Origin of the sequence: Mycoplasmopsis agalactiae (genome assembly GCF_000089865.1) — a bacterium.
Classification (GTDB): Bacteria; Bacillota_I; Bacilli_A; order Mycoplasmatales; family Metamycoplasmataceae; genus Mycoplasmopsis; species Mycoplasmopsis agalactiae_B.
In genome coordinates, this window is record NC_013948.1 from 562,239 (window position 1) to 574,973 (window position 12,735).

The 12,735-nt window shown below is 28.4% G+C and carries 12 protein-coding genes; all 12 read left to right on the forward strand.

The window, feature by feature from the left end; translation table 4 throughout:
* The first annotated feature begins 408 nt into the window (after nt 1-408).
* The 12 genes from MAGA_RS02415 to MAGA_RS02475 all read left to right on the forward strand — a co-directional run bounded on the left by MAGA_RS02415 (nt 409) and on the right by MAGA_RS02475 (nt 12,733).
* A complete protein-coding gene (locus MAGA_RS02415) occupies nt 409-1,449 on the forward strand; it encodes an ArdC-like ssDNA-binding domain-containing protein (RefSeq protein ID WP_235619422.1) in 1,041 nt (346 codons plus the stop codon).
* 5 nt (nt 1,450-1,454) lie between these two features.
* The gene (locus tag MAGA_RS02420) at nt 1,455-1,859 is read left to right on the forward strand and encodes a single-stranded DNA-binding protein (protein WP_013021930.1); all 405 of its coding nucleotides are present in this window, start codon (nt 1,455-1,457) and stop codon (nt 1,857-1,859) included.
* A 15-nt stretch (nt 1,860-1,874) separates the two neighbouring features.
* Nucleotides 1,875-2,540, forward strand: a complete 666-nt coding sequence (locus MAGA_RS02425) for an Mbov_0392 family ICE element protein (protein WP_013021931.1) — start codon at nt 1,875-1,877, stop codon at nt 2,538-2,540.
* 36 nt (nt 2,541-2,576) lie between these two features.
* Nucleotides 2,577-3,029 carry a hypothetical protein gene (locus MAGA_RS02430; RefSeq protein ID WP_013021932.1) on the forward strand — a complete coding sequence of 151 codons (453 nt, stop codon included), beginning with the start codon at nt 2,577-2,579 and terminating at the stop codon, nt 3,027-3,029.
* An 88-nt stretch (nt 3,030-3,117) separates the two neighbouring features.
* The gene (locus MAGA_RS02435) at nt 3,118-3,678 is read left to right on the forward strand and encodes an Mbov_0392 family ICE element protein (RefSeq protein WP_013021933.1); all 561 of its coding nucleotides are present in this window, start codon (nt 3,118-3,120) and stop codon (nt 3,676-3,678) included.
* 52 nt (nt 3,679-3,730) lie between these two features.
* Complete coding sequence (locus tag MAGA_RS02440) at nt 3,731-4,384, forward strand: Mbov_0392 family ICE element protein (RefSeq protein WP_013022094.1); 654 nt, start codon at nt 3,731-3,733, stop codon at nt 4,382-4,384.
* Between the two features lie 94 nt (nt 4,385-4,478).
* Nucleotides 4,479-6,491 carry a type IV secretory system conjugative DNA transfer family protein gene (locus tag MAGA_RS02445; RefSeq protein WP_013021935.1) on the forward strand — a complete coding sequence of 671 codons (2,013 nt, stop codon included), beginning with the start codon at nt 4,479-4,481 and terminating at the stop codon, nt 6,489-6,491.
* Between the two features lie 49 nt (nt 6,492-6,540).
* Nucleotides 6,541-7,521: a toxin-antitoxin system YwqK family antitoxin gene (locus tag MAGA_RS02450; protein ID WP_013021936.1), complete on the forward strand. Its 981-nt coding sequence runs from the start codon at nt 6,541-6,543 to the stop codon at nt 7,519-7,521.
* A 405-nt stretch (nt 7,522-7,926) separates the two neighbouring features.
* Entirely contained in the window at nt 7,927-8,292 is a 366-nt protein-coding gene (locus tag MAGA_RS02460) for an Mbov_0395 family pilin-like conjugal transfer protein (protein ID WP_013021938.1), read from the forward strand.
* A 4-nt stretch (nt 8,293-8,296) separates the two neighbouring features.
* Nucleotides 8,297-9,370 carry an Mbov_0396 family ICE element transmembrane protein gene (locus tag MAGA_RS02465; protein WP_013022095.1) on the forward strand — a complete coding sequence of 358 codons (1,074 nt, stop codon included), beginning with the start codon at nt 8,297-8,299 and terminating at the stop codon, nt 9,368-9,370.
* Between the two features lie 437 nt (nt 9,371-9,807).
* Nucleotides 9,808-9,960: a hypothetical protein gene (locus MAGA_RS04730; RefSeq protein ID WP_235619423.1), complete on the forward strand. Its 153-nt coding sequence runs from the start codon at nt 9,808-9,810 to the stop codon at nt 9,958-9,960.
* Nucleotides 9,947-12,733 (forward strand): Mbov_0397 family ICE element conjugal transfer ATPase, encoded by a 2,787-nt coding sequence (locus tag MAGA_RS02475; protein ID WP_013021942.1) that lies wholly within the window; start codon nt 9,947-9,949, stop codon nt 12,731-12,733. The genes MAGA_RS04730 and MAGA_RS02475 overlap by 14 nt, the downstream gene beginning before the upstream one ends.
* Nucleotides 12,734-12,735 lie beyond the last annotated feature (2 nt).

The window sequence follows — 12,735 nt, forward strand, 5'->3', positions numbered from 1 at the left end:
TTTTTATTGTTATGAATTATTTCAAACATATTATAAAAACCTATGCCAAGAATACAAATAACTAACTAAATATTAAAACTTAATTACCTAACATAACTTGTTCGTATCTACTATTGAATTAAGTAAGACAAAAAACTAATTAAGTGTCCAAAAATGATTACTTATCATAGCTTGTTTATAACTAACTATAAAGAAAAAACTTGAGTACTTATTAAAACTTATTCAAGTTTATTGTTTGATTAGGTATGAAATAACTAATCAAGTAATGAAAGACTGTTCAAATTATATGTCTCTGTAGTTCAAACCCATTGAACAACAGGGAGATGGCTCATAATGCATGAGCCAGGGGGCAGTGTTAGTATGTTTAATTTAAATTAGTATATTGCCCCCAGTTTATTGTGTGGGGGTATGGGGGAGAGTATAGGACATTATGAAATGACAAAAAAAGAATTAAGAAAAGAACAAACAAATAGATTTATAGAAAGCACAATAATTACAACAGATTTGCTTCTTAGTAGTTACTTATATGATAGTACTAAGATGGAAGAGTTCTTATCTTTCATTGCTAACTTAGACAACAAGTATAGCTTTATTAATATGTATTTGGTTAGAACTCAGTTTCCTGGGGCGTCAATAGTTAAGTCATATAGCAGTTGGAAAAAAGAAAATATTCAAGTAAGGAAAAATGAAAAAGGAATATCAATATTTAGACCTAAAGTCATTGAGTATGTTGTGTATAACAATACAAAAGTTACAAAAGATAAATGAACTAATGAAATAAAAGAGTTAGTTAAAAACAACGAACTAGAAGTTTATACATATACAAAAGGTTTTACCTTAGCTAAAGTATTTGACATATCACAAACAACACTTCCTAAAGCACAATACCCAAAACAATACTTTTCATACTTTATAAAAGAAGATAATGAAAATATTAATCCAAATACTAAGTTGCTGAGTTTGCTATGTAACTTTATAGCCAAACATAATATTGGAATAACCTATGCCACAATGGGCTTAAGTACTAGTGAGCAAAGATTTTATGATAAGAATTCCCATGGAATTAAGCACTGAATTAGGCTAAATGATAAAAATTCAATTACTCAAAATATATATTCACTTGTTAAAGAATATGCTCACACATTGCTAGGCCATGATATATCAGCAATAAACAATATTGAAAATAGATATCAAGCTCAATTAGTTGCTTATGCAATATGTAAAAGCTTTAGACTAAAAGGAATTGAACTATCAAGCTTTGATGCATTTAGATCTTGAGTAAATACTTCCACTAAAGAAATGCGTAAAAAATGAATTAATAGTGTAATTTTTGCTTCAAAACAGTTTGCTAATGACTTTAACTACTTCTTAGATGAAATAGAAATTAATGTGGACAAAGCTAATTTAAGAGAAACTGCTAGCATAAATGAACTAATGGGAAGGGAGTAATCTAAATGCAAGCTAATTTTTTGAATCACATCCGTATTTATGGATTTGTAATTAGCGAGAGCTTTACAGTAATTGAATATAAATCAAAATATAACATTAATGAAAAAGCCATTAAATTTACTATAAACAACATACAAAATGGCAATCCTAACTTTATTGAAATAGCTGTGTGAGATCCAGTAGTTGTTGACTATGTTTTAAATAACATTAAAAGACGTGATTTAGTAGAAATAACAGGAAAATTACTAGTTAATTCATACACTAAAGATGACAAAAAGTACTATAAAACCTACATTAAAGCAAACAGAGTTTTATTATCAAAAATGTCAAAATATCATTTTGAAACCCCTATTCAACAGCCAGATCAGCACTCTAAAGACAATATTTACACCTTCTATATAGAAGATTAAAAAGGCAGTAATAATATGGATTATTTTACAGAGAAAAATATTAAAAATATTTTGTATGCATCAATGCCTAGGAAGCTTAAGTCATCAGAAATTATTGATAAATTCAATGAAATTGCAAACACAATCAGCAATAAATTTGGTGACAGAACTACATATATAAACATCATATTAGCTATTAATGAAAGAATACCAGCAATGGAAAAAGCTTGAGTTTATTCTAAACTTTTAGAAAAGATACTAAAAGAGTTATATGAAGGTTTAACTGAAGTTAATAGACTAACCAAAATCTATCAATTAATTTGTAACTGAAGCTTATTAAATATTGATAATAGAGAAGATACTAAGTTAGTTAACTTTAGTCTTAATGAGTATATGGAATATGATCGAATATTTGAATACAAATATTTAATGGATAAAGCTACTAAAAGCATTAATAAATTGGGCACTAAAAGCCCTGAAATGAATCTTTATATTGATTTAGTAAGAGATTGTAATGAATATGCAATGGTACAGCTTGATAAAAAAGGTAGAGCAAGAGAGTTTTATGAGAACAATTTATTGCTTTCTTACTTAGCTTGATTAAGTAAAAAGGAGCTAGATGAATTGCTTCCTAATGTTTCTTATTTAGATATTTCATCTGATATAGCAACTCTTGCATTTAATAATTTGCTAAGAGAGTAAAAGAAATTTAAAAAAGTAATGTAATGGGAGAAACAAATGGATTCATTAGCATTAAAAGTTTTAGAGTGAAAAAGCGAGTTTTGAGAGAAAAATAACCAGAAATTAAGTAAATTCACAGTTCCAGTTGCAATAGATAAAGATGAAATTTACTTTGTTAATGGCTTGCTTGAATGAAAAAATGAGTATGAAAATACAGGTAAGCACTTTTTAATAGATTTAGCTAAGGCTATTGACAAAAATGGCAAGGATGTAACTATTAAAGAAGGCATAGTTGGTATTGATACAAGTGCATTATATAAAATGAATTTAAAAGAATTCATTGATAAGTTAAGTGACAGCAATTGAGATGATAGACCTTACTTAGGGTTAGCTGATTCAATTAAATTGGCAGATTATGTGACAAAACTAGTAAATGATGAGTCATCAAAATTAATAGTTCTTAAAAAGAAAAATGATACATGCAAAATAAATATGCAAGAGAACGAATAAGTGAGTGAAATAAAGACAAGAATGCTAAATTTGATAGAACAAAATATCAAAGTAATAGATGTGCTAAATAACTATTTTATAAGGAGAAATGATGCCAATAGAGACACATAATGAAACATATGCAAAACTTAGAGAAAAAGCCAATAGATTTCAAAGTGAACGTGAACAAAGAATTTATTTAAGAATAATTGATGAAATTGCTGACATTGATTTTAGTGGCTATGATGAAAAACTAGAGCAAAAAATATATGCAGAAATTAGCAAAACAACTGACTTAGACAAAATTGCAGGTATCTATAAAACAGGCTTAATTGTTAGTGAAATAATTGCCTATGAAGAAGATGAATATGAAATATTAGATGATTTTTATAGAGAAAGCGATATACACTCATTTGATGAATTATGAGAACAAATGGATATTGACTTAAAAACCTATGGAACTGAAACAAACCTTGATTTACTTGTAGACTTATTGGAACTAAGTGATACATCTTTCCCAATTAAAATTGATGGCTATGGCAGAGCAAAACCAATTTTTGATCTTGACTCAGAGTTTGTAGACTGGCTATTAGATAAAGATTGATATGAAATTTGCCCATTTGTATATGATGAAGAAAGTTTTATAACAGAATTTGATTTAGATGAGTAAGCAACTGCTTCATTAAAAATGATTAAAAAATTATGTGGAGAGTGAACAAAATATGGAAAAGTATTTTGAATATAAAGATATAGAGAAATTATTAGCAAAGGATCTAATTAGTAATGAAGAGTATTTTTTAAAAACTTTAAATAAAAATGCGTCTTCATTTAAAAGTGAACAGGAAAGATCACAATATGTTGAATTGGTTAAAAGCATTTTTATTAATCTAGAAAAAATTGCTAGATATCCAATTTCTGCAACAAATTTTGCTTTTAACACTTGCAAAGTAATTGAATCACAAGCACTAACAATATCTGAATTGCAAAAACTATTAGAACTTACAAAAATAGCATTACAGTTTGATAATTCAGTTTTTATGAAGCACTTTAACAATTTTGCGTGTGGCGCTGATTATTTAAATTTTCTAATTGATTTTGATATTGAGCCAGTTTTTGCCTTAAAAGAAATGCTAAATGAACAAGAACATTATGACTGAATTGATTGAGAACTCTATACTCTGTTTAAGAAAAGAAATAAAGAGTTGCCTTGATTAAACAGTTTATCAAGTGATAATGATTTAGTTTACACTGGAAATAGTAATAATCCATATGAATGATTCCTTGTGGATGAAAGAGATTGAGTTTTTGATTATTTAGATAATCACTTGGATCAAGGACATATTGTTTCTTGAATTAAAGAAAGCAACAGTGATTAGCATTAAAAAACTTAACTACTTAACACTTTTGTATTTAACCAAATAAGACAATGCAAATTGACTTATATAAAAGAATAAAAGGAGTTAAACATTAATGAAAAAAATAGCAATAAAAATTATTGTTATTGTTATAGCTTCAATTATCTTTACCACTATTGGTTTTCTGCTAGTTATTAATTTTATTAATTTAAGAACATATGATGATCTTTCTAAGGTCAAAACATTTAGTGATTACATTAATCTTTCTAAGCATAATATAGTAAGGAATGCAAACTTCTTCATAATATTTACTCCAATGTTATTTCTTATTCTTTCAGGAGCACTTGTATATTTTGTGTTCTTTAGAAAAAGAAAAGAACAAACAAATGAAAGTAAATATTGACTTTGAAACGATAAGCTTTTAGTTGGCGATAGATCATTTTTTAAAAAGCAGTTCTTAGTTTCTCCTGACTATAAACATAATCAAAATAATGGTAACTGAGTAATTAATTATGCAAATAGCTTAAAAAAATGATGAATTAATAACGGTAAAAATGATATCAACAGTGTCGTAATTGGTGGTGTTGGTAGTGGTAAAACACAAAGAGTAATTTTACCAAACATACTATATAACAGCCATTTAAGGCCAAAATACAAGGCATCATTTGTTATTACAGACCCTAAAAAAGAAATAATTAAAGCTGTAGGCAAAAAGCTAAGTGACCAAAACTATAAAATATTTGCAATTGACTTTAGTGAGCCTGAATATAGCAATGGTTGAAACCCATTATATTATGTATACAAGCAAGCTCATTTAGAATATAGTGATCAAAAAGCTTATATTGAAAACATTTATAAAGCCTTTAGTGAAATTAATAATGTTATAGAGCAATTGCCTTGATCAGACACTGATGAAAAGTTTTGAACTGATAATGCTAAAAGAGTTATCAATACAGCAACTAAATTCCTTTTATTGGTATCACTAGAAAGACCTGATTTAGTTTCAGCTCAAGACTTTAACTTAATTTCAGTAGGTAAATTGTGTGTTGCCCCTGCTTGGGATGCAAATCAAGACTGAATATCAATAGTTAAACTAAAAGCTGATGAAGACTTAATTTGAAAAGAATTGTGATTTGAAGTTGAAGCATTACTATCAGAAGCTAAAAATGCACAAACTTTCCAAAGTATTTTGTCATTTGTTTCTAGTGCATTAGCCATCTTTACTAATGATGAATTTGTACAAAGAGTTATTGCACAAACAAAAAGCTTTGACTTAAGCTTAATTGCTAAAGAAAAACAACCAGTAGCTATCTTTATTCACTATCCAGACCATAAACCATCTCATCACTTCTTAATTAGTATGCTAATTGACCAAATTTACCAAGCATTAGTTAGCCAAGCTAATGAAAATGGTAAAAGAAAAGATGAATATGGCATATATCTATCAGAAAAGCTAGATAGAAAATGACTATTTTTACTTGATGAAGCAGGAAACTTACCAAAGATTATTAATTTAGATAATAAAGTAACTATTTCAAGAAGCAGGAATATATTCTTCCAATTTGTGCTTCAAGATTACAACCAGCTTAAAAAGTACAATGACAAGGTAGATGGAGTTGATAAAACAATTCGTTCAAACTTACAATTTACTTACTTTTTAAATAGTAATGATGAAGACACACTTAAAGAATTATCAGAATCATTAGGTAAAAAAGAAGTTAAGAAAATATCAAAATCTACTTCATATGATAGTAGGTCAAAAGGCTCAACATCAGGTACTACTGAAAACATTGAAGAAAAACCATTAATGAGTGTTAGTGAAATAAAGTCTAAGAATAAAGACCTAGCCATTATTTCAATTATTGGCTATAAGCCAATGCTTATTAAAACTAAATTAGCATATAAGCATTTTACAAATGATAATTATGTGCACCAGTGTGATGAAACATCTAGTGAAATTACTAAATGAAGCTTAAGCAATTTAACTAATAGTGAAGCACAAGATAGTGTAAGTGAAGAGATAGAGCAAAGTGAAGATATTGATAGAGAAACTGAAATAAATGAAAAAGTAAGGCAAGAAAATGACTTATACAGCATAGCCTTAGATATAGTCAATAGATTTGATTAAAAATACTAATATGCCAATAAAACAGGCATATATGTAAAAGGAGAATAATATGGCATGAGTTAATCCCGGCTTTGATCCTGTTGGTTATGAATCAAGAGTATCAATGGAAAATAAAAAAATAAATAACAAGAATTTTGATGTTATTACTTATAAAAATGGTAAACAATTTGCCTTTACTGAATTGCAAGGCAATTATGGTTATTATGAAGTTAAAAACAATAAGTTTGATGGTAATTTTTACTGAGTACAAAATGGTAATTTATCAATTACTGGCCAAGCTAAAAATAACAAATTAAATGGTACATTAACTGAATATGAACCTGGAACAGGACAAATTAAAAGGCAAATAGATTACAAAAATAATCTTGAGCATGGACAAGAAAAAAACTTTGAAAATGGAAAACTAAAGTCAACTACTGACTGAGTTAAAGGCCTTAAAACAGGCTCACATATAACATATGATAATGAAGGAAAAGTCATATCAAATGATAAATATATAGCTAATACTCCTGCAACTGATGAAGAGTATAAAAAATGAGAGAAATCAAGACCAAAAGCAAAGGCTAAAGAAGAACTTAAAAGATTTGGTGAATGATTAATTAAGCCATCTACAGCGATTCTGTCTTTATTTGCAATAGTAGCCATTGTAGCTTTCCCATTATCAACAGGACTTTTAGTTGTTGGTGGTGTAGGAATGTATGACTTTTTAAATGAAAGAACCAAGACAATACAAAGAGAAAATGACTTCCCTGAAAGAGAATTAAACTTCAGCAGAAAAGACTTAAATGAGATGAAAGAAGAGTTAAAACATGAACTTCGTAATCAAATAAGCAAGTCAAAGGAAGAGGCAACAAAAGCATTAAAAAGTGAGCCTACAGTTGCTAAAGAGCCAGCTAAAAAAGCAACTAAAAGCCCAAAAGCAACTGATGCCTTTGATACCAAAAACATTGAAAGTGCAAAACAAGAAGTTAAAAAGACTGCATCAATGGATGCTGTAAAACAAAGCATATTACAAGGATTTAAAAAGTAATTTTATAAGACAATGAAAAAAATTAAAAAGCCAAATCCTAAGTACAAAAGCTTATTAATTACCACAGGAATTATTTGTTTTTGTCTGCTTGCTATTTGCATAATTCTTTTAATAATATTATACAAATAGGACTATAAAACAGGATTAAATGAAAAAATTAAGTATGAGAAAAATATCTAAAAAAGCTTCAATAGCAATCTTAGTAACATATATTGTTTTACAAGTAGCTTTAATTTGGTTTTTGTTACTTTGTGTATCTTATTGACAATACTTAGTACAACAAGGAGCACTAACAACAATCAAGTTTAATTTGCTAATTGGAGCAGTGATTTTATATATATCACTAGCACTGATATATCCAATTTGATGATTTAAAAAACATAAAAAGAAACAAAGGAGATAAATATGAATGATTCAATTAATACAGCTGGATTAACAAAACTACAATCAGGTATAGATTCAATTATTAATGTTGTGTTTGGTATATTCACAGGTATAACTGTTGTTATAGTTATTGCTCTTTTAATTTGAGCAATGGTTAAAAACCAACAAGAAGAAGATCCTATGAAAAGAAAACAAAACACTCACAAAATATTGTGGGGTGCAGCAGCTTTAGTTTTAATTGTTTTAGCATGGGGATTAACATCATTTATAAGAAATACTCAAGGTAATACACATGCTACTGTCAATAATACTAGCCAACCATCACCGGGAGTAGCTAGATTACTAAATATATTTACTCAACCAATTTACTACAACTTAAAGGTATAGATTAATGGGGCTATTTGATTACTTAGCGGCAATACCAGTTGGTATGGTTATATGAATGCCAATAATGGCTATAGCATTGCTTTTTGCAACACTTTTTGTTTATGCATTATTGGTTGCTAGATACATTGTATTTGATGGAACAAAATTTATATTGTTTGGCCTTAAACCTAATGATGACATTACTAATTTCACTACCCCAAGCATATTTGCTCACATATTGATTGTAAGTACAGCAATTTGAGTAGTAATGTTCTTTCTTATAATTATTAAATTTTCTATTTCAGAATTTCGTAGTTCATCAGCATTATTACGTAGTGCTGTAAAACAAAGTGTAATTAGTCTTTTATTTTTATTAGGTTTTCAAGTAGGCATTTTGTTATTTAATGAATTTATAATAAATATTCTTAAACTTATAGATGGAAACGAACATGGAAGCACTGGAGTAGGTTTTATAAATAGAACATTTAATCCTAACTTTCAAGAAGTAATTGATGAAAAACCTTTTGAAGGCTCAATAGTACGTTCTGGAAATGATGCAAATGGCTATGAATTTAAGTGGGGCATTGCCTCAATTCCAGGTTTATGATCAGTGATATCAGCTGTTCATTCAAAAATACCAGCATTAATATTTCTTTCTGGTGGTGCAATAGGATATGCAGTTAGAGGAGCATTGTTTACATTCATAACTGTCATTTTTATTTATGGTTCTGTTTTAAAAACAATGATTAGAAATGCGGGAAGAATTGTACCAGTTGTACTTTTATACTTTATATTCCCTATTATAGTGGCATTATCTCTTGCTGATAATGGTAGGAAATTAAGAGCATGAAAGGACAGTTTTATCTCTAATTATCTATCTTTAGTGTTATTTTTCTTCTCATTCTACATAATCAACTGAGCAGTTGAAAACATGGTTGAATTAACTGATTATTTCTTAGGATTTCACAGTGTAATGGTTTCCTTAATAATAAACATTATAGGTTACAGAAATTTAGGGAAATTACAATCAGTAATAATGAGATTTTGTGGATTACCAGAAGCAGCGCCAGCTCAAGGGGGTAGCATAGGAAAAAAATAATTAGCCTTGCTTCCAAAGCAGGGCAGTTTGCACTAAATTTCATCCCAGCTGGAAAACTTGCTAAACCAGTAGCACGTGTAGGAGTTAAAATTGCTGAACAGCAATTAAAAGCTATTAGTGATGGTAATCTAGCAGGTGCTATTAGCGTGTTTAAACCACAAAATTTATTAAGAACTACTATTACAGCTAACTTATTTAAAATAAAAACTGAAGAGTTTAACTTAAAAGGTATAGCTAAAGTAGTAGTTAGAGAAAAAAGCTAAAACTGCAGTTTATAGTGCAGTAGAAAATACTGTTTCTCAAAAGAAAAATAAGCAAAAAGAAAAACAAGAGTTGCAAAAAGCAACAAGAGCAAATTAAAGCAACATAATGAAAGAGTTGCTAAGTTTGCAAAAGAAAACAACCTTACCCACTTATCACATGAAGAACAACTAAACATGTACTGAGAGAGCCTTGAAAAACAATCAAGAGTAAACTTTGCTGATATATTCAACAAAGAAAGCAAAAACACAAACTCAATGCTTTTAGCTACAGTGACTAAACAATCAAATCAACCTAATGTAGGAAAAGGAACAAATGCTACAACCTAATAGACTAAAATATAAGAAAATTAAAATAACAAGAGTTTTCTCTTGAAAAGATGTTATTGAATTCTTTATTGTTATATTAATCTCTTTTTTAGTATCCTTTTTAGCATTTAGGCCTTTTGCATTGCAATATAAGTGAATAGTATTTGCTATTATGTTTTTCACTTTATTAATACTTATATTGCCTTCAGGCCAGAATTGTAAGATATATGAGCTTTTGATTAGAATGTTTAAATTCAAGTCAATGCCCCATAAGTTTGCAAAGGAGCTATCTAACAATAAAGAAAGAGACAGTGCTGATTTAAACCCATATTCATCATTAGTTTCATCTGATGTTGTTAAAAACAAAATATTTACCAATAAATTATTTAGCAAAACTGAACACAATAATTACTTTATGGTTTTGCAAATAAATGGACAGGATATTTGAAAAGAAAATGCTGATACACAAATTAGATTAATTGATAACTTTGCAAGAATCTTAGACAGCTTTAAACATAAAATTTCCATTATTAAATTAGATGAAAAAATTAAGTATGACAAAAACAAAGAATTTATTAATAACTCATCTAAAAATAAGCAATTACTAAATAAAAACAATGAGTTTTGAAATAGATATTATCAAGCTAATATCAATGATTTTTCAAAATTAGAAACTGAAACTACAACAAGTGTTTTCTATTTAGTAATTAATGCCCCAACAATTGATTCACTTGAAGAAATGTTTATAACATTTGAGCAAAAAATTAATGACTTAGGGCTATTTACTTACAATAAATTACAAGACTTTGAACTGCTTAAGTTCTTAAATAAACTAAACCGCTTTGGTAAAAGTGATGAACAAATTCATAGCTATTTAAATTTAAGTGGTATTTATGGTCAAAAAGATAGCTTAGATCAGTTATTTGCCTATGAAGAAGTTATCTTTAATAGAGATATCATCTCTATAAATGGCGATCAATATAGTGTTAAATGTGTTGGAAAAACAGCCAACAGACTTAATGCTCAATGACTTAAGCAAATGTTTACAATTTCAGGCACTGTTGTATGAAATTTATTTCCTTACAATGATCAAAATGCTATTAATAAATTACTTGATAAGGCGGCCAAAAGAAATGAAGATTCAATGAGTGTGGATCACACAGTAGTTGGTAAGTTTTCATCAAGCATTGAAGAGCAAGCAATAATTGCTATGATTGAACAAGTTCAGCAAGAGAATTACAAGCTATTTGATGCAAACATTTTTGTCTTTGATGCTGTAAAAGACAGGCAAGAACAAAGAGCAAGAAATATTAAGTTAAAAAATACTTGAGCAAAAGAAAACTTTGGTATCAACTCTTTATTATTTAGACAATTTGAAGGATTTTTAGACGTTATAAACTTTCCTGTTACTAAATTAGATAGAGAATACTACCAAATAACATCATTAAACCAAGCTGTAGGCTATCCAATTCATAGAAAGCTACTTAATGATGGTAACAGTCTTTTAGTTGGTAAAGAATTAAGAGAAAGTAATGAAGCTTTAGTATGAAATATGTTCAAGCTTACTCAATATAGAACAAACCATAATGTAATGATATTAGGTACACCTGGTATGGGTAAGTCAACTTTTACTAAGAAAATTCTTACTAATGCTGTATCAGCAGGTAATATTGCAATTGTAATTGACCCACAAGCTGAATACTTAAAATGAGCTAATACTTTAGGCGGTCAAATTATTGACCTAGGAAGTGGCTCAGGAACAACAATTAACCCATTACAAGTAAGATCATTTATAGCAAGAAGTGAAGATGAAGTAGATAATGCTAATATTAAATCTATTGTCAATAACCATCTTAACTGACTAAATAAGTTTTTCTCAATTGTTTTTGATAATTTAGATAGCAAAAAATCAGCTATTTTAAGACAACAAATAATTCATTTGTATGAAAAATGGGGTATTTATAACTTAAATAAAGTGTCAGACTTTACATACAAAGAGTGACCTACAATGTCAGACTTAATTAAATCAATGAGAGAGTATGAAATACCTGATGATCATCATGACAGAGAGCAAAGACATAAAGAGATATTAGACTTTGCAGAGCTACTAAGCATTGAATTTGAAAATAATGGTAACTTAAGAGAGCTATATAATGGCCATACAACAGTAAGCATTAATAATGATGTAGTTGTGTTCAAAAATGACAACTTAACTGATACACAAGGCTCAATAACAGCTAGATTGGGTATTATGGTGCTTCTTAGCTTAATTAATGAATTTATCTTTAATAATGCTTTAAATAACAAAATTATTATTAAAGAATACAAGAAAAAGAATAATGTAAGAATCTTAAGTATGAAAGAAATGCAGAAACTTATTAAATATTCTGCATTATGTATTGATGAAGAGCACTTATACATTAATGAAAAGAATATTACAACACTAGAGTATATTGCTGATACTACTAAATTAGTGCGTAAGCTAGACTGTGGAACAATACATACTACTCAAAACCCTTCAGACTATAAGCAAACAGCTTCAGTAGCTGAAATGGCTTCAAGAATAATAAATAACTGTTCTTATTCATTCTTTTTTGGACTGTTAGACAATGATATTGAAACTGTTAAAGGCTTCTATAAAAACTCTAATCAATTATTAGATTCAGAAGTTAAATTCATTGCTTCAAGACAAAGGGGAAAGGTATTAGCAACTATTTCAAATAATGAACGTTATGCAATCAATTTACATTTTAATGATGTAGAGAAAGAACTATTTTTTGATAAAGGAGAGTAATA